The sequence below is a fragment of the Butyrivibrio sp. FCS006 genome, assembly GCF_000424525.1.
Classification (GTDB): Bacteria; Bacillota; Clostridia; order Lachnospirales; family Lachnospiraceae; genus Butyrivibrio.
On the sequence record NZ_KE384203.1, the window covers coordinates 1 to 19,243 of the forward strand.

The 19,243-nt window shown below is 43.8% G+C and carries 17 protein-coding genes; 1 reads left to right on the top strand and 16 read right to left on the bottom strand.

Features of this window, described 5'->3' with window-relative positions; genetic code table 11:
- Nucleotides 1-208: 208 nt before the first annotated feature.
- From G633_RS0107230 to G633_RS0107295, 12 genes are all read right to left on the bottom strand, one after another.
- On the bottom strand, nt 209-1,000 hold the full coding sequence (locus tag G633_RS0107230) for a class I SAM-dependent methyltransferase (RefSeq protein WP_026519511.1): 792 nt from the start codon (nt 998-1,000) through the stop codon (nt 209-211).
- A 156-nt stretch (nt 1,001-1,156) separates the two neighbouring features.
- Nucleotides 1,157-2,143, bottom strand: a complete 987-nt coding sequence (locus G633_RS19205; RefSeq protein ID WP_051200030.1) for a hypothetical protein — start codon at nt 2,141-2,143, stop codon at nt 1,157-1,159.
- 84 nt (nt 2,144-2,227) lie between these two features.
- Nucleotides 2,228-3,658, bottom strand: a complete 1,431-nt coding sequence (locus G633_RS17715) for a sensor histidine kinase (protein WP_035770951.1) — start codon at nt 3,656-3,658, stop codon at nt 2,228-2,230.
- Nucleotides 3,659-3,672: 14 nt separating this feature from the next.
- Nucleotides 3,673-4,434, bottom strand: coding sequence for a LytR/AlgR family response regulator transcription factor (locus tag G633_RS0107250; protein ID WP_026519512.1), 762 nt, complete (start codon nt 4,432-4,434; stop codon nt 3,673-3,675).
- 140 nt (nt 4,435-4,574) lie between these two features.
- Nucleotides 4,575-5,600, bottom strand: coding sequence for a hypothetical protein (locus G633_RS0107255; RefSeq protein ID WP_026519513.1), 1,026 nt, complete (start codon nt 5,598-5,600; stop codon nt 4,575-4,577).
- A gap of 102 nt (nt 5,601-5,702) precedes the next feature.
- Nucleotides 5,703-6,599, bottom strand: coding sequence for a hypothetical protein (locus G633_RS0107260; RefSeq protein WP_026519514.1), 897 nt, complete (start codon nt 6,597-6,599; stop codon nt 5,703-5,705).
- Nucleotides 6,600-6,712: 113 nt separating this feature from the next.
- Complete coding sequence (locus tag G633_RS0107265; RefSeq protein WP_026519515.1) at nt 6,713-7,369, bottom strand: hypothetical protein; 657 nt, start codon at nt 7,367-7,369, stop codon at nt 6,713-6,715.
- Nucleotides 7,370-7,504: 135 nt separating this feature from the next.
- Nucleotides 7,505-8,356: a hypothetical protein gene (locus G633_RS0107270; protein ID WP_026519516.1), complete on the bottom strand. Its 852-nt coding sequence runs from the start codon at nt 8,354-8,356 to the stop codon at nt 7,505-7,507.
- 123 nt (nt 8,357-8,479) lie between these two features.
- Nucleotides 8,480-9,754 carry a M56 family metallopeptidase gene (locus G633_RS19210; RefSeq protein WP_081664714.1) on the bottom strand — a complete coding sequence of 425 codons (1,275 nt, stop codon included), beginning with the start codon at nt 9,752-9,754 and terminating at the stop codon, nt 8,480-8,482.
- A 9-nt stretch (nt 9,755-9,763) separates the two neighbouring features.
- Nucleotides 9,764-10,159 (bottom strand): BlaI/MecI/CopY family transcriptional regulator, encoded by a 396-nt coding sequence (locus G633_RS0107285; RefSeq protein ID WP_026519518.1) that lies wholly within the window; start codon nt 10,157-10,159, stop codon nt 9,764-9,766.
- A gap of 276 nt (nt 10,160-10,435) precedes the next feature.
- The gene (locus G633_RS0107290; protein WP_022768451.1) at nt 10,436-10,615 is read right to left on the bottom strand and encodes a hypothetical protein; all 180 of its coding nucleotides are present in this window, start codon (nt 10,613-10,615) and stop codon (nt 10,436-10,438) included.
- A gap of 129 nt (nt 10,616-10,744) precedes the next feature.
- Entirely contained in the window at nt 10,745-11,671 is a 927-nt protein-coding gene (locus tag G633_RS0107295; RefSeq protein ID WP_026519519.1) for a DUF1848 domain-containing protein, read from the bottom strand.
- A gap of 143 nt (nt 11,672-11,814) precedes the next feature.
- Between G633_RS0107295 and G633_RS0107300 the strand changes: the two genes are divergently transcribed.
- Nucleotides 11,815-13,308 (top strand): DHH family phosphoesterase, encoded by a 1,494-nt coding sequence (locus G633_RS0107300; protein ID WP_026519520.1) that lies wholly within the window; start codon nt 11,815-11,817, stop codon nt 13,306-13,308.
- Here G633_RS0107300 and G633_RS0107305 read toward each other — a convergent pair whose 3' ends face one another.
- From G633_RS0107305 to G633_RS0107320, 4 genes are read right to left on the bottom strand one after another with little or no spacing between them, the layout of a single operon-like run.
- Nucleotides 13,309-16,395: a TIR domain-containing protein gene (locus G633_RS0107305; protein ID WP_026519521.1), complete on the bottom strand. Its 3,087-nt coding sequence runs from the start codon at nt 16,393-16,395 to the stop codon at nt 13,309-13,311.
- A gap of 32 nt (nt 16,396-16,427) precedes the next feature.
- A complete protein-coding gene (locus G633_RS20095; protein WP_022768440.1) occupies nt 16,428-16,961 on the bottom strand; it encodes a DUF308 domain-containing protein in 534 nt (177 codons plus the stop codon).
- Complete coding sequence (locus G633_RS0107315; RefSeq protein ID WP_026519522.1) at nt 16,958-18,076, bottom strand: DUF6765 family protein; 1,119 nt, start codon at nt 18,074-18,076, stop codon at nt 16,958-16,960. Before G633_RS0107315 ends, G633_RS20095 begins: the two co-directional genes overlap by 4 nt.
- Before the next feature lie 17 nt (nt 18,077-18,093).
- Entirely contained in the window at nt 18,094-19,212 is a 1,119-nt protein-coding gene (locus G633_RS0107320) for a GGDEF domain-containing protein (protein ID WP_026519523.1), read from the bottom strand.
- Between the last annotated feature and the right edge of the window lie 31 nt (nt 19,213-19,243).

The window sequence follows — 19,243 nt, forward strand, 5'->3', positions numbered from 1 at the left end:
TGACAGATAACCTTGGATATAGTAACAAAAAATATGTGCAGGAGTAAATTCCAGATTAATGCATCTGAACAGGAATTTAGTTTTTCATATTACGGCTCTCAATATCTATAATATCAAGCTAAACATGTCATCAGTATGTCATGTTTATTATAACAAAAAACCGGCAAAGATTCTCACCTCTGCCGGCCGTTTTCACCGCGATCTCTAACTATTTCTTTTTCACCTGAAGCTCAGCAAAAGACACATAGTGCTTAACCACAAATTCTTCCCCCGCATTTTGTTCAAGCATCTTCATATGCTCTTTATCCCAGGCTTTTAGCTGCTGTTCATTCATTGCAGCTCCAACTCCTCTGCACGCGCGCATTCTGCCATGCCACCCTTCTCTGGTAAAAGACACATCGACTCTGAACTCATCTCTTTTCACTATGTCAAAAGGTGACAAAAGCGCATCCGGAACGTAAACCGGATGAACCGTATCTCCGTAAGAAGACCAGTTCGGATTGTGCTTCAGGATGATTTCCTCACTCTTTCCGGCAATCGGATCTTCGTATGGAAGCCATCCCATATACAGGATAAGAAGCTTTCCTCCGGGTTTAAGCATTCCGGCAAATCTACCTGCTATAACCTCAGCATTCAGATACCATATGCACTGGCACACGGTGATGACATCAAATGTATTGTCCGGATAGCTAACCTCTTCTGCAGGACACGTGTAAAACTCAATGTCCATCCCCTGCTGATCCGCAAGCTCTTTTGCCTGAGCTATCTGGTTTTCCGAGATATCGGTCCCAATCCACTTAGCGCCGTACTTGTACATATTGCGCGGAAGGACTCCAGTTCCTGTCCCGATATCAAGCACTTTCTGCCCATCTTTGCACAGCCCCATATCCAGAATGCACTGATAGAACTGCTCAGGGTAAATATCACGGTATTTAGCATAGTCTTTCGATGTATTCCCCCAGTCAAAGGCTTTTCCATTATCGATATCTGAAATCTGCATGCCTGATTCTCCCTTCAAGTCTATACCTATATACATTCTATACTATTTTGAGCCCTGGGGACGGAGTCATGGGTTCATTTTCAGAATTTTCTGAAAATGAACCCATGACTCCGTCCCCAGGGCTCAAAAATGAACCACTGACTCCGTCCCTAGGGCTCATATCTGCCGGCCATACATAAGCTTTCTATGTTCGATTGCCTTATCTGTTAGTTCTTTATTGAGTTCCTTGCGCTTTTGACATTCCTCGATCTGCTTCTTTTGCCTTGCTGCTCTCTGTGCTCTGCGCCTTGCGTTATCATTGTTACTATTTCGCCTTCTCGAAGATCGCTCACTTCGCATTTTCTCGAGCAATTCATCAAGCTTCTCAGCTGCGCTCATTAGCTCGGATTCCCTACCCTTTATGGCAAGGTCAACGTGCTGTATAGTTCCTGCTCCGCCGTCTTCTTTCAGATAAAATCCGGTCTTTCTTACCTTTCCGTCCAGAACACCATCCGTTCCGTCTATTGTAAATTCAGTATCCTCAGCTCCAAGAAAAATCGCACCAACTCCCGATTCCTTAAGGCTCTTTAATTCCTCTTTTCCTTCATCTGTCTTACTCCAAACCTGAAGCTTTTCAAAGACCTCATCACTCTCATCAATCCAGCCATTGCCATCGCTGTCATACTCAGCAAGATCCTTAAAACCATCACCACTCTTAACACCAAACAGCTCCGTGCCATCATTTATTTTGCCATCCCCATTTTTATCAAGAGCAAGAAATCCACTTCCTGCCTTTGTCATGGAAATCTCATCCTGCTTGCCGTCAGCATCCAGGTCGAACTTAAATTTCTTATCACTAAGTGAAGCCACCTGCTGCCCGGTATTTATTATCAGTGGGTCAAAGAGGCTATCCATTGATGATGACATTGCAATAAAGGTATCGCGCTCTTTCTTCCGCGCTATCGCAACATCTACATCCACCTTGATTTCCCTGCCATCCTCTGTTGTAATCCTGCCCGTTGCCTGATAATCCGCCTTTTCCTTCTCTACATGCTTTTCTACTATTCCTGCAAAAAATCCGCTTGTCCCTGCGCCGCTACTTTTCAATTCCTTTTGATAGCTGTAATTTGCCTTGGAATAAACATCACTACTCGCTATCTTCATATTCTGTTTACCTCACAATTCCAGCGCTTTACTGTTACATTACAGGTATCGACTATGAAGATATCCGGATAAATAGCTATTGCATCAACGGACATTTTTATGTAATGAATAGTCATCTTCCATGCTTTGGAGCATAACTCTAACCATGAATACCTTATTCTCTGAACTGATATCCATTGTCCCAAGATATTTATCCGCAATGCTCATCACGCTCTTTAGCCCAATTCCATGAAGCTCTCCATCGGTTTGCTGTCTCTTCCTGCTCACAATAATGCCATCCAAGTCTCTTTTCAGCACTCCGTCAAAAGAGTTCTCGGCTCTTATCAGGAAAAAGTTCTCCTTAAACTCTCCCGTTATTTTTATGTACCTTTCGTTTTCCGGGATTGCTGCCACAGCTTCCAGTGCATTGTCCAGCAGGTTATTCAATATGATTCCCACGTCTGTAGCGCCAATACCGCTTTCTTTGGGAAAAGAGAAGTCTGCCCGAAATTCACATTTTAGATTGTCCGCTTGGCCTGCTGCCTCGTTTATCACTATATCGGTGACTGGGTTTCCTGTAGAAATCCGCATGCTATTCATGCTTAATTCTATGTTCATTTCACCAAGAAACTTCGAAGCATCTTCATATCTTTCATTTTCCAAAAAGCTCTTTAGTATCATTAGTTTTCCTGCCATATCATGCCTGAGTGTCCTGATGCGATCATGATATTTTTCTGTGTACTCTATCTTCTTCCTGATAAATTCCTGCTGCTTAAGTTCCTCCTGAAGTCGCAGTTCCTCTTCCTTGAGCCGTCTGTACCTCTGCCAGGTAGCAATGGCAGATATCTCGCCTATGAATAGCAGCAGTGCAAGCAGAGGAAGCGTAAATACCATTCCTCTCTTTTCGTCCAATAAAAAGAATACCTCTTTTTCCAAAGGAACCACCATGACATCGGCAATCATGTAACAGATAATGTACGAGACCGCCGAATAAACTGACAGATAAAGAGCTTCCGTCCAGGACATGTCATATTTCTTTTGACAGAGTTTTCTTACTACCAGGTATTCGCCAAAAAGTGTAAGTGCCATAAAGACAATCTGCGCCACTATAAGTGCAAACATCCAAAGCCACAAACGCTCTATGGCACCTTCCTTTGAATAATCAATTGCTCCTGTGATCTTATCAGTAATTTCATTGAAGATTGCGAAGTTTGCAAGATACCATACGTAAAAGACATTGTTCCACAAAAAGAAAACAAATATCGAGTGAGGCAGCACTTTGGGATTGATCAGCCAAAAGACTATGGCTATGACGATAAGTCCGATGAGGCTGTACAGTCCTCTTGTGGAGAACGGTATGGCAAAGAGAATTAGCCCGATAATAGTCATAACTGCTGATATCATAATTATCTTTGCTCTGTTCAATATCTCTTTTTCCAGAAAAAGATCCAGAAACAATCCCAGAAACGCTCCCCTGATAAGAATCATAATTATTCCGTATAACTGCTGAGCTATCCTTATCTGTTCTTCGGTCATAACCCCTCCGCTTTTTAGGATATGTAATCCATATATGCTTTTACAAATTCCTGGTATTTATATTTGGATATGATAAGAAGATTCCCGTTATCTATCTGAACCTCAGACCTCGAGTACCCTTTAATATGCTTCATATTAACCAGATATCCCCTGTGAATTCTGAAAAATTCTTTTCCCAGTTCCTCTTCAAGTCCGGCCATCTGTCTGTAGATTTCATAGCGTTTATCCTTCATATGCACTACTGCTTTTCTTCCGGAGCTTTCAACATAGAGAATGTCTTTTACCCTCAGAGTCACATACTCTTTTCCAATCTGCACTGTAATGAAATCCTCTTTGTTGTGATATGAAGTTTCGCATATGAGCTGTGCATCAAGTCGTTTTAGCTCCTCAATTGCCCGGTGCAGATCACTCTCAAATATATCTTTTGAAACCGGCTTAATCAGATAATCAAAAGCCTTTACCTCAAACGCGTCTCCCATTCTGTCAGGGATTCCGGTAACAAAAATGATAAGAGGCCTTGAAGCGCGCATACTCTTTCCGGTTGCCTCTATTTTCTTTTCCAGCTCTTTTGCTGTCTCAAAGCCATCACTCTCCTCCAGGGCAATATCAAGGAACAACACATCAAGCCTAAGGCCTTCATCGATATCCTTTAGCAGCTCTTTGCCACCTGAGTATTCCTTAACCTCTGCACCCGGCGTACTTGTCCTTGTCCATTCGCGTAAAAGACATCTCACCGGCTCTTCATCATCACAAATCGCTATACAGTACTTATTCATATTTCATCCTCTTGTCTGTTTATAAAAAAGCGCATCATTCCAATGTTTTCATTCCATTGAAATAATGCGCATCCTTGATTTTGAGCCCTAGGGACGGAGTCATGGGCTCATAAATGAGCCCTTGACTCCGTCCCCTGGGTTCATATCTGATTATCTATCGCACTGCCCTTTACATCGTTCGAAAGAAGACTCAGCTTGTTGAGAATATTGGTAATCTCAGAATTGACCGCATTCTGTGTCTCCTCCATCGAAGCACCCTCAGAAATAATGGTCTTTTGCGTGCCTTCGGCATCCATCCGCTCTGCCTCAGCGCGCTCACGCCTGGCGACAGCTCTTTTTGCATCGGCGCCGGTCCTCTGGCTCTCTGCAGCATGTTCCTTGATGTTCTCGATAATCTCCTGCTGAATGGCTTCTTTTTCGAGTTTCTTTGCCTCTTCCTTCTTCTCTTCTTTCTTCTTTTCCGCAGCCTCTTTTGCCTCTTCTTCGCGCTCTTTCTGCTCTTCATCCACATGCTCGATCATTTCCTGAGTCAAAAGAGCTACCGTCTCATCATTCGAAGCCTCCATGATTTCCTCAGCTGCATCCTGCGCCTTGAGCATGTCCTGGGATTTTGCACGCTCTCTTTTCATATCTGCATATCCCTGGACATTTCCGGCCTGCTGAGCCTTGGCCTGGTCGACATCAAGCGCATTCTGCTGATTCTTTGCCACATAGTAAAGAGCCTGCTGCTGATACTCGGACAGCTTTCCCTTCTCCTCATCGGATAGTCCGTCTTTGGAGTGATTCATTTTAAAGGCAAGCTGCTCCAGGTTCTTGTTCTCTTCGCTGTCCGGGTCTATCCCATATTGTTCCTGAAGCTCTTTTAACCTGGCATCATTGTCCCTGGTATCAGTGCGCTTCTCATTTATCACATCCTGGAGGCGCTTGATCTCATCCTTGATCCCCTGCATCTGCGCATCAAGCTTCTTCTCGCCTCCAAATGCATCGGAGACAACCTTAAGAGCCTGCTTTCTTGCAAGCCCCTGACGCTGAGTTATAAGGCTCTCACCCTTAAGGTTTGCGCCAGAAATCGAATTCATGTTGCCATTCTTGTTCTGTGCATTTGCAGCGCCTGAAATCATCTGTGTATTATCATTTCCCTGAAACGGGTTCTGTTGTATCCTCATAATTTGTTACCTCCGAAATGAACCCATGACTCCGTCCCCATGGCTCATTTTTGATCCCTAGGGACGGAGTCATGGGCTCATTTTTCATGAGCAAATCTCATATCACTTCTCAACATCTATAAGTGCCATAAGCTCTTTTACGTCTTTATCCAATGCGTCATTTATATCAGATTCCCTCTGGAATTGGTACTGCGCAGCATATACGGGCTTCATAATGTCCTGATAAAGAGCTTTAATCTCAGAAGCAGCATTTTTGCCGATAATATCAACTGCCCCTATACTGTCGCGTAGCGTTTTTATCAGCTCCCTGTCCGTAGCAATGTCCGTGCTGGCATATCTTGGTATTCCTGATTCTGTAACGCTACCAGGCACCAGAACCTCGACTCCAAAGTATCTTCCTGACTCAGGATCATTGTTCACACGTGTAGTTCTGCCCGAAAGCATTTCATTCTGCCGCTCTACCAGGCTGCTGTTGTAGTCCTTCATAGCCCGGCTGATCACCTTGGCCTGTTCTGCACTAAAGCCTTTAGAAGCACGATCATCCACAACCTTCTGCGCCACTTCCATCTTGGCATAATCTCTGTAGCTCAGGTATCCGGTTTTGAGTTGACTGCTTGTATCCGTCACAAGTTCTCTGGCTTCAGTAAATTCTTCTTCGGTAAAAGAAACTCCGCCTATCTTGTACGCACCTTCGGCATTCTTGTTGATTGGAATCTCTGTTCTGTACAGTGAACTTACCGGATGGTTATTCCAGGAATCTCTGACTTTCTCCAGTTCTTCTGCTCCAAGCGCAGAGATAGAAAGCGTAGCTGCCGTGTCACCAAAAGCTACGTTTGATCTATCACTGAGTTTTTCATGGATGGCTTTCTGCAAACCACCATCTTTATTTTCAGGCGAAGACTTAGCCAGCTTCTCATCTCGCTGCTGTTTCGCAGCGTAAATTTCCTGACCAATGTCTTTTACCTGCCTATCCAGCGAAGTAATATTGATTCCGGTCATAACCATCTACCTCCGTGTATATGGACGACATAACTCCTTTTCTGTTATATCGGCATATAACCCGTAGCAACTTATAGAAATGTCACCAATGGATTCATTTTTGTCACAAAACTTCATACTTCTGTTCCTTTCTCTTTTGAGCTGTAGTAGTCCTCAAACAGCTTGTTCGCCGCATTCATTGTTTCCTTACAAATTGCCGGAAGCTCTCTTCCCCAGGTTTTTGTTGCCTGCTTGAAGCCCTTTTCCATGGCCTTTTGCATCTCTTTCATCTTGTCCACGTCGTCGCCGGCAAGAGCTGATGCGAAATCAAAGAGTCTTTGTGAAGTCTGCTTTACACCATAGTAGCCGTCTTCTGAAATATCTTTTTGCGCCTGAGCCTTGGTCGCAGCATCCACCTTGAAGTTGCCACCGGCGAGCTGCCTCCAGAAGTCATCGCCCTTGGCTGTTCCGTAAGCTCCCACCTGGCCTTGCAGCGTTTTCTGTACAATTGAGATCAGGTTGTTTCTCTGCTGCTCCTCGGCGGCTTTGAGCTGCTGAACTATGGCAGCCCGGTCTTCTTTGGACTTCTTATAAATAGCCTTTTCATCATCCTTCTCGCTTTTTGCAGCCTTCGCATTGGCATCCTGCTTTTCATAGATAACTCCGGGCTGTGCTGAATTAGCAGCCTTGTCCTTTTCCTTATCATCATCCTTGATCCACGCCGGCTCGGTATTGTCACTGATGCCAACTAAATTATTCGTTCCATAATTTGTGTTGATTCCTATACTCATAAATGTTACCTCCTTTGTTCTTCCACAAAATGATCCCTTGACTCCGTCCCCGGGGCTCAAAAATGAGCCACTGACTCCGTCCCCGGGGCTCAAAATCCATTAACATCTGTTAATCTATTGTTCAAAAAAAATATCTCACACTCCTACATCAAATGTCCCGCCTGTTTCTGCCGGTGCGCTCGTCGTTCCCGCATCCATAACTGTCATGTCCACACCTCCCAGCGATAGCATCACTCCGCTGTCGTATGCCCCTGCTCCTGCAAAAGAGCTTTTTCCGGCATTCTCTTTTTCCGACTGGAGCCTGTCAAACAGTGCCTTCAAATACTTAAGATCCGCCTTCAATATGTCTCTGGCTTCGTCCGATCTGTGCTTGACCTTGAGCTGCTCTAAGTTCTCAGGTGTCATGGATCCTGAAAGCGCCTCTGCCATTTCATCAAGCTCCTCGTCCAGCTCTACCGTCTCTTCCGCCATTTCCATCATCTCATCAGCGCTGAGCTCTAACTTTTCCATAAGGGCTTCAAACTCGGCCTGCTCAAGCTCTTTTATCTCTTCTTCGGATTCCGCTTCATCAGGCGCTTCCTCCGTCTCTACAGGCATTTCCTCCTCAGCCTTGATATTCCTCTCCGCAGTTTCTTCCATTTTCAGGTTCTTCTTTTTCTTTTCACAAGCTCTTTGAACCATCTCCGCATGAAGGATTGCCCTCAGTACCTCTTCTTCATCTACATCCCCGTTCTTTAGTTGCTTTTTCAAAAGAGCTATCTTCGCCCTGATACTGTTCGATACCTGCATGGCTTTTGTGGAGGTCTTGGCCTGCAAAACCTCGGATGAAACCTGCTTAAAGCTGTACAGCGCAGGCTTCTTTTTCTTACCGGTCTGCTTGGTAGGTCTGCAGATTCCGATGGTTCCGACATGATTGCCGTATGCATCATAGAGTCTTTTTCTGTAATGAGTTGTATTGCCACTTACCGTGATTTCCCATCCGTTCACATAACCACCTCCTGTTCCCGGTTTTCAAAAATGATCCCCTGACTCCGTCCCCAGGGGTCAAAAATGAGCCCTTGACTCCGTCCCTAGGGCTCAAAAATGAGCCACTGACTCCGTCCCCAGGGGTCATAACCACATGATGAGGCGCTCGAAGATGTCGATGTCTGAGTGGTTGGGGATAATGATGATGCTCTCGTTGATATCTTTTGCATTGAGCTCTCCCCAGCTTACGCTGCCACCGATTCCGGGGATCTTGTAGTAGCCGCCCACTGAGAAATAAAACCATCCATCGCCGCTCTTTGCTTCAGGATACTGCTCAAGAAGGGCTTTGGCGTTTATTGATATATACTCGTCGTCATAATATGTAACAATAGTCTGGTCATCATCTACAAATATAGAATCCAGATCACCTGTATAGCACATGGAACAGACCGGTCCCATATCATTGGTTCTCTTATAGGAATTAGCCTTTATAAATCCGATCGCAGCGCAAACCACCATCACTAGGATTACAGTCCCGCCCAGCACAGCTTTCGGATTGTATGCCCTTTCCCTTACTATCTGCTCAAGTCTCTTTCTCAAGGCCTTGTAATTATCATCCGTGGTAAAAGACATTCCGCTTTCATATCCAATCTTTCTCCCGCTATCAGACATGTCTTTTGCACAGTCGAGAATTACGCGCCCATAAAATCCCGTATCGATATTGTTTCTCTGTATCGTTACCAGATCACAAATATCTTCAAGATCTCTTTTCAAATATCGAACGCCTAAATGAAGTAGGACATTGGGCCAGAGGAGAGTCCGAAGAATATCGTAAGCCAGCAATATCCACAGATGTCCGAGCCTTATATGCGTCTCTTCATGCTTTATCACAACGCCTCTTTCTGCACCTTGCAAGCTGTCCGGCACTACAATAACCGGCTTAAAGCATCCCAGGCAGAAAGACGATGCTTTACCAGCAAACACTTTGACAGGATACACGGATAAGTGATCTTCAGAATCGGTCATGAAACTGATAAGGCGTTTTAGTCTGACGCGCCTATAAATAAGCAGTGCTGCAAATGCTATAATCCCAGCCATATACACGGCGCATATCCATCTATGCTCTGACAAAAAGCTATACCACCTGAATATGGTACGTACACCAACTCTTGTCTCAAAATAAGCTCTTAGTTTCCCGCAAAATAAAACAGGAATCAGCATGCACCACAAAGCAGCTCTGCCAAAGACATGCCCGGCAAACGCACTACTCCTTAAGGCCATGATAATTCCCATTACAAAAATCGATATGATCGCACAAAAACCAAGTATGGTCGAATAGTAAACGCATACAAATTCAAAGACATTATGCAGTTGTTCAAAGAACATTTGCATTCCTTGCATAACTGCTCCCTTGCTCATCCGTGAGACTTAAATATCTTTCCTGGCTTTTTTGAGGATGTCCTCAAGCTCTTTTATCTGCTCCGCCGACAGCTTTCCGCCCTCCAGCAAAGTAAATGCGGCTGACAGTCTGTTGCCCTCAAAATAATTCTCCACAAAAGCGCTGCTCTTGGCTCTCTGGCACTCCTGCCTTCCTCTTGCAGCACTGTAGTGATAAACTCTTGCATCATCCGGATCAACAGTATATGTGAGCATCCCTTTTTTACACAATCTGTTTATAAGGACTCTTACCATCCTCTGGTTCATCTTGGAAGATTTTGGAAGTGCATCGGCTATCTCCGCAGAGGTAAGATCATGCCCGCATCTCCAAAGCGTCTCCATGATCATCCATTCACTTTCACTTGGAAGCATCTCTTCTTTTGGCATACCATCCTCCTGTATATCTATTATATCGGATAACATATGTTAATAATTAATAGTTGTTATTCAATTTTTTTCATTTCATACGACGCTTCTACTTCCAAGCCCTATCACACGATATCTTTTGAGTCCCGTTAATACAAATCCCAGGATTATCGATGCCACAGTAGGCGTCAGCCTGATATATCCCTGCTTTGATGAAGAGTATATTGATATACAAAAAGGCTCCGGATAACTCCGAAGCCTTTATAATTTATACCATATTCAGTTATTGTTCTTTATTTATTTCATTCCTTCCCAGAGCCGTTCTTTCTCGGTAAATGCAACCGTTGATTGTTTCGATATCTCCGGCTTTATCGCCTTTTCACTGATATCATCGGTAAACAGTGCAGCTCGTTCAGGTTCTGCATATATTTCCTCTTCCTTTGTGACATGAGTTTTGATCTTTTCCAAATCATCCATAATCCTGCCCTCCCAAAAGAGATATATTAATTTATATCAATATTATACCACTAATATTAAAAAAATGAACCCCTGACTCCGTCCCCGGGGCTCAAAAGTGAGCCCTAGGGACGGAGTCAAGGGCTCATTTTAGAAGAGGCTGAGTTGATTGTCGATGTAGGATTTCATCTCGACGTCGTGGATTATGTCGCCCTCGCGATAGCCGCCGATTAAAAAAGGCGAATCGGGGTCGTGGAGCTTCATGTTTCGCTTTACTGCCTCGATGTCGTTGTTAGCGTAGCAGTATCTGCAGAGATGTCCGCAGCTGTCATAGGCTCCGATGTCGCCTGAAATGTAGCATGCACACTCTTTTCTTGCGGGCTTTTTATTTGGGACGATGAGTTTTGCTCCGATGGCTTTTTCGTAAGTCTCTATTGTCATGCAGCCTCTGCAGTCAGCACCGTACTCCGACAAAAACTCGCCCTCTCCGCAGGGCTTTACAACCATGCCATGAGCTGTGGCGATCTTCACGATTTCTTTTCCCAGAAAGTGCTTATCCTGCCTTGAGACAGAGCTTACCTCAGGGAAATTTCTTTTGACCTTCTCATACAGATCTATAAAGCTGATGACAACAGTCTTGGTGTACCCATCAAGCGCTTCAGTCATCTGCTCAAAGGCGCGAAGATGATAGTCCACGGTATACCTGTCATTTACCAGTATCGGGTCATATCTCCATCCGATACTGTCAATTCCCACCATGTTCGAGAGCGCCTTAAAGTCCTCCAGTATCTTATGTTTATCGGGAACTCCCGGCTCTATATCCTTTCCATAGGGCGTGATCGTAACGAACCAGTACTGTCCGTAGTCCTTTATCACATCCATATATTCAAAAAAGGGCGCAGGATTCTTAGAGCAAAATCCCACCACATCTACAGTGTCAGGACTTAGCTTATACCTGCTGACCCTCTCTTCATTAAATGGATTGCGGACGCAGACTTCTCCCTCTTTAAACCTGTTCGCAAGCCACTTGGGGTAAAAAGCAGGAATATCAGTCCTCTGTCCTGTGTTGATTATCATAAAAAGCATTTCCTCAGTTCAATCAATTTCGTAACGACTAAATCATATATACAGATTATATCCGTTGCAACTCTAAATTGGCAAAGGACATCCTACTATGTTAGAATTTATACGCCTGAAAAAACAAAGATAAAGGAAATATTATGAAACTACAAGATCTTCAGAAATTTGAAAATATAGTGATCCAGTGCCACGACAACCCTGATGCAGATGCCCTTGCTTCAGGCTTTGGCCTCTATACATATTTTAAGGCTGCCGGCAAGGATGTGCGTTTTATCTACAGAGGGCGCAACAAGATCCAGAAGAGCAATCTTATGATCATGTTAAAAGAGCTTAAGATTCCCATAGAGTATGTCCCTGACTACGACGAAGAGCCTGAGCTTCTGATAACCGTTGACTGCCAGTACGGCCAGAGAAATGTGACTACGTCAAAAGCGCAGAATATCGCCATTATAGACCATCACCAGAAAACCGTTGATCTGCCTGAGCTTTCTGAGGTTCGCAGCAACATCGGCAGCGCATCTACTGTCGTCTGGGACATGATATGTGCAGAAGGTGAAAAGGCAAAAGAGCTGATAAGCACAAACAAAAAGCTTTCCACTGCCCTATACTACGGTCTTTATACAGATACCAACAAACTATCCGAAGTATCCCATCCTCTGGACAGAGATATGATGGATGAGCTTATCGTCAATAAGAGCCTTATTGTCAGAATGAGCAACTCCAATATCTCTTTAAAAGAGCTGAAGATAACCGGAAAGGCTATCCTCGGATACGAATTTTTTGATGATAACAGATACATGATAATCCAGGCTGAACCCTGCGACCCCAATATCCTTGGAGTAATGAGCGACTTCTCACTTGAGACTGCAGGTGTTGATGTCTGCGTCGCCTACTACGAGAGCCCTGAAGAGATCAAGTTCTCTGTAAGGAGCTGCTCCAAGGAAGTTCATGCCAACGATCTTGCTGCTTTCCTTGCAGAAGGCATCGGAGGCGGCGGCGGACATATCTACAAAGCCGGCGGATCCATCCGTCCCGAGAAGATTGAAGGAAAAAGTGCAGACGAAATACTTAAAGAAAGACTCCGCCTTTACTATGACAGCTATGATGTAATCTACGCCTTAAAGACCACCCTTGACACTTCCAAAATGGGCAGATACAAAAAGCTTCCTCAGGACAGAGGCTGCGTTAAGCTCACCGATGTTTTCCCTGAAAAGACACTTGTTTCCATCAGAACTCTTGAGGGAGACGTAGATATAACCGTTGAACCGGATCTTTATATAATGATTGGAATCGAAGGTGAGATCTACCCTATAAAAGAAGAAAAGCTCCTAAAGAGCTATACATTAAAAGATAGCCCCTACACAGAGGCTCTTGAATACCCGCCAAAGATCAAGTCTCTTACTACGGGCACAAAGAAATCCATCATGGAGTTTGCAAAGACTGTGAGCACCACAGATACCTCCTGCATCTATGCCAAGACTCTAAAGCGCGGTGCAAAAGTCTTCACAGCCTGGGACAGCGAGAAGTACTACCTGGGAAATCCGGGCGACTATATCGCCTGTCGTGAAGACGACCCTCATGATATATATATAATCAGAGGGTCGCTGTTTAACAGATTGTATTCAGAAGTTTAATTATCCGGTAATTCCGTATGTGGATTTCTGCTCCACTGACATCTCTTCACCATGAAGATAACCCTTTGTCTTTTGGATCAGATCATCCACAGAATAATGCTTAAAGTATCCAACGACACCTTCCGTAGACTTTTGGTCATAACCGTAAGTTAAGAAGGTGTCTGTTTTTTTGTCATGGCCAAAAGAATTATAGATACATGTAACTTCGACCCAGGTATCTGTCTCCACCACATCTGTGATATCACTGTTTTTAAAATAAAGCAGACCCTTTTCACTGTCATAGTCAAAGTATTTATTTGAAACAAATGATGATCCTATAACAGAAAGATCACTTTTTCCCAGAAATTCAAAGGTTTCTTTATCATAGCGGTAAAGCGTTCCATTAGTGTATGCCACAACTATGATCTCTTTTCCGTCAGCATCTATAAAGGTAATATCCATTGGTGCGACTCCACCACAGAATATCTCACCAATAATTTCACCATCTCTTCCTATGAGCTTTATAATCTCGCTGTCGCTTACAGCAATGATACTGCCATCACTGTTTGCCGAAGCCAGGACTGCGTCTCCAAAACCTTCTCCTAAGTCAATCTCAGTAATCGTCTCTTTAGACATATCAGCCAGAAGATCGGTATCTGCATTAATATATACGCTATCTATCTCCTCAATGTAATATACGTCGCTAAAGGCGGTATTAAATTCAACCTTTTTCTCTTCTCCTGTGGCAAGATCCCTTTGAACAATTGTATATTCAAATCCTTCTCCGCTATTGATATAAACAAGCTTCCCGTTTTTCAAAAAACAATACGGCTCATACTTGCTGTAATCCTCGTTGATAACCTCTTCCTCCAGTGTCATGTCAGAAAGATTGACCTTCACTATTCTTAAAACCAGCCCTTTACTTACAGCTGCATAGAACGTGCCATTATATGAGCCTATCAGTCTATAGCTGTAGGACGGAATATCTTCACTCAAAACACACTTACCCAGGTATGTCTTCTCTGCCGGATCAACAAAGATTATCTTGGCTCCTTCACCTTCATCATCCAAAATTGCCAATACATCTTCGGTTAGCAAATAGGTATTGCCTGTTTTAAAATCAGGAACCTCATCAATAAGTTTCCATTCTTCATCATAGACCTTGGTGCCATAGTATATTACCTGTCTTGCATTATCGCTTAATGTATAGACTCCTCCCCCGACAAGAGCATCTGACAGATTGTCCGTAAATCTGTCAAAGACAGATACTCCCTGCTTATCCCCAAACATTGCCGGAGCTGCTGTGGCTCCGCCTTTGGTAATAAACATCGGCTCTCCGTCCCCATCATTATCGCTTATATCGATAATCGAATCATTGGTATTATAAGTTCCCAGTATCTCTCCGGTCTCTGCATCCCATATCCTGCAGGTGTCGGACTCATAATAGGCAATCTTTCCGCCCGCCAGAGGAAGAAATTCTGCGTTGAAATACACGTCTGTAGCTGTAATTTCAGATGTCCATTTCTCACTAAGATCCTCTATGGAAATACATTTGATCTCTGCCTTGTCCTCCGTTACAAATCTAAAGTTCATGAGCTGAACGCTGGATCCGTCCATATCTTCCTTGCATGCCAGATAGATATTGTCACCGGCCGAGACTATACTTGTAACCCAGCTGCCGATCTCATCGTTTACAAGCTGCTCCCCGGTGCTAAGGTCATACTCGTGCAGACTGTAAATATAATTATTGATATCTGTCTTGTTCGCCAGAATATAGATGAGCTTTGTCCCATCTTCAGACATAACAAAATCAGTAGCATCAATCATGTTAGACTCATCCCCAAAAAGAGAGAACGTTCTTTTAAGCTTCCCGTCATCTGAAGAAACAATATCAACATTTCCCTTTGCTCCGGGAAGTAGAAGATCACCTTCCGGCAGCACAAAGACATCATCGACAAAGAGCTGCTTTGACTGTTCATCCTCTATTTTCCACAAAAGTTTGCTCTCATTAAGGTCAAAAACTGAAACGCTTCCCTGGCACAAGAGTATCAGTCTGTCATCTCCAAGGAAGAAGAAGCCTGTTCCCTTATCGGCAGCATTGTCCTCATAAAGAACCAGTTCATGGGTCTCGTCTGTCTTCCAGGCCATAACAACACCGTTCTGATCCATGGCAGCAAAATATGAACCTTCATCGGAGAGTTTAAAGTTCTTTACACGCCCCGGCATCCTGTAATTCCAGACAGCACCTATATTGCTGCCCTCAAGTGACACATAGGAGTAAGAAGCCTTGGTGATAGCTCTTTCAGCCTCGGGAATTACAGGCCTTATATCCTCTTCACCTTCAGGGAGCGATGCCAGTGCCAGTTGCATAGCTTCGATTCGGTTCGCATCGTTTAACTTTATTTCGGATTCGTTTGCCAGATATCTTGACTGATTTTTAAGTGACTCCAGATAATTCTTTTGAATAAGCGCATTGGAATGCATCATATACGCTACAAAACCAAGCGTTAACGTAAGCGCACCTGCAAAGATCGCATTCATTCTGCGCATCTTGTACTGGCGCCTTCTGTTTATCAGCTCATCATAAGAGCAGCCGATAAGCGCAGCAGCAAGCCTTGGAAGTTCCTCAGCCTTGGCCTTTCTATATGGCAATCTATAGTCACAGGAAAGTGGCTCATAGGGAATTTCCCTGGTGTGCTCTACACCGTTTTCGTCCACAAAAATGTCTTTTCCCTTTAAAAGAATCTGCGGAATAACTTCGTTTGGTTCACCATCGCAAAGTACCGTAAGAATCCGGTTGATCGGATGGCTCTGCAAAAAGTACTCAATCTCCCTCTCAACCCAGGTTGAGAGCTTGGTGTTATGAGAACAGATGACAATCAAAAAGTCAGAGTTTTCAAGCGCCTGTGATATGGTATCCCCAAGGTCACTGGTTATTGGAAGCTCATCCTTATCCCTGAATATCCTCTCTATCTTTTTTACACCGGTAGCTTTCTGTATCTTCTTCGGTATATGAAAGCGCTCCAAGTCCTTTACAATAGAGGCGGCTATCTTATTATCAAGGTCAGCATGCTTGTATGAAATAAAAGCATTGAAGTGATTTATCATTACAATCCTCCGATTTAGTATCTCCTCTTGCATCACCTGATATAAACAAAAGTTGTCTTTCTGAAAGACTGTATCACTCTTATAAGTCCTGAGTAGAATATACCAAAGCAGTACATATAGACTGCGGTATTTACTCTTCTGGCAAGGACAATACATCCGATTGCAATCGACATGTTAAAGATTCCATGGAAGAGCTTGAGTCTCCAGCCCCTTCCGCCGCTGGCTCTTGCCTCCCTTGACCTTAGTATCTCGACAAGTCCCGAGAAAAGATGGAGCACTGCAAGATAAATGATCACATAAAATCTGGGAACATCCGTGATCGAGCCTGTAAGAATCGCAAAGTCAAACAGCACGACACCTCTGTACAGTATCATTCTGCCTCCCACCATGTATTTGGCCATGGTGAAGTAGTACCCAAGTGTTGCGATGCTCGTAACAAAAAAGCCCAGTGCCATAAAGACAATCACGCTCTCGTATGCATCCTTTGGTTTATAAGCCATAACAACTGCTGCCACCATCATGGCTATCCCGAATAATGAATTTCTGATTTTCTGTAGTTTCGTCATCCCGATTTCCTCAGATTAAGTTCTTTTGGAAGTACAAATCCGGCGTGATTTATACCGGCCTTTGATATCTCATCCGTCACCATTCCCTTTTGCAAAAGAGCTCCCTCAATGAATTTACCAATAAAGGACTTGTTCTTGGAATCGGCCGGAATCAGGTCGTATTCATCCTCATATTTCGTGATATCAAAATCCTCAATGCTCTCACCGGATAGCTCCTCGCCGAAGCTCTTCCAGTCAGCGCAGGCATTCAGCTGCCTCTTTCTGATTATGCTTCTGATTCTGTCGCCATACTTCTCCATCACGGAGGTGTCATAAGTATCTTTGTTAAAAGACTCCACTTCGCCCCTTAAGTACTTAAGAGCATATACCATCTGCGTAAAGGCCTTCTCGTAGTCAGACGGGTTGTCCTTCAAAACCTCCATGTAATCTCCCCAGGCAGGCATATATTTGTATTTGGCAAAAGAGTAATCAGGGAAATGCCCAGCTCTTCCGTGCCCTAAGTTCATGATGGAATTCTCGTTTGACTGATAAAGACTGTTTGTATATAGGCCCTTTTCAATGTCATCGGGAGCTGATGGATTATGCCTGAACCTGATAGGTCTTGCTATCTCCTCACCGTCTTTTTCTATGATCTCAAAAAACGAATTATCTACATTGTTGATGACAAGTGAAGGCGTCCCGGCAAAGTACATGTGTGCCCAGGTATCGGCGAGTACATGCATTGCAATACCTGCATGCTGAAGAGGCTTATCCTTCGCAATCCTTACGGTCTTTTCCAAAAGATCTCCGTTTGGTCCGCAGATAAGCCTGAATTTATTCAAGTATCTCTTTGTGCGCTTTGGTTTGTAAGCATACAGATCTCTTGGAAGAAAGTGGAAGGATGCCCAGATTCTGGTAATGTCCTGAAGGCCTATGATATCAGTCCTTGCATCCATCATCTCCAGCTGAAGCTGGGTTGTGGCTGCCTTGGTGGGCGCCTTTATTTTGGATAAAAATGTAGTTGAACAAAGATCAACAAATTGGGCGCAGTAACAGATGTCAAGGCTCTCCTCATGGGAGTACCCTGCCAGATACGCCGCGCAATATGTTCCATAGTAATGAAAATCGTTCTGCATTGTTCTTAATTTTCTCTTTAAGTAGCGTTTTTATGCATGAGCTCATCAAGGTGCTTTCTGTACTCTGAAGCAGTCATGTTAAGAGCGGGATCATAGACCTCGTAGATACTGTTTACTCCTACGCTCTCGTCCCAGTCACATTTTTTTCTAACTCTCTCAAGGCTGTTTTTTACCTTTCTGATGCCCTCTTTTATCTCTGGCTCGGATGCATTGTCCAAAAGCACGCAGAATGTCACACCGTCAATCCTGCCCATCTTGCAGTCTTCACCGAAAGCATCCATGAGCATATCGGCAAATACTATAATAGCACCATCGCCCTCCTCATGGCCGCAGCTTTCATTTATCTCTCTGAAGTTTTTGATATCCAGCATTACAGCTGTAAAATCACCTTCTCCGGCAGCGCTGCTCTTCATCATCTGCTCGAGCCTTATGTCAAATCCGCGCCTGTTTAAAACTCCGGTAAGGTTATCCATGTTGACGTCGTTACTCTGGAAGCTGATAAAGAGTATCAGGCATGCCAGTGCACCGGCTGTATAAGTGGTATTTATGCCATTATACAGAATCTGGATAATGGTGCCGATCAAAGCAAACACCGGCAAGATATACAGTGTTCTTCTGTAATCGTTTAGTACATTTTTCCTGAAGGCCACAAGATAAGCCGTAACAAAAAGCATAAACAGTGCAAGCACAACAGCCCTTGCCATGAAGAATTTGCCTCTGAAATAATCACTCTTCTCAAAATAGAAGAACCACTTAAGGCCAAAAACCTGATCCGCCAGTACAAGTATTATGTTTACAGTTGCAAATATCTGAAAAACAACTTTGGATATCTTTCGTGCGTTCTTATTCTTTTCATCCATCCAGCAATCTATATAGATAACTGAAAACAGGATGATAAGAGGATCTAGAAGGAACATAATCAGGTTGCCGAAAAAGGCCATGAGAATATAGGAACCTCCTCTATTCTCTCCTATCCTTGCAAATGTATCTGCAACGACAAGCACTATAGTGGTGATTATCACGTACGTAAACATTCTGCTTGTCTTAACTCTGCTGCCTCTTCTCTGGAATGCAAGAATCATGACCAGTATAAAGAGTGTTAGGAAATTATTGACCTGCCAACCTTCAATTATCATAGTATTTTGTCCCTCTGAAAAAGATTTGCAA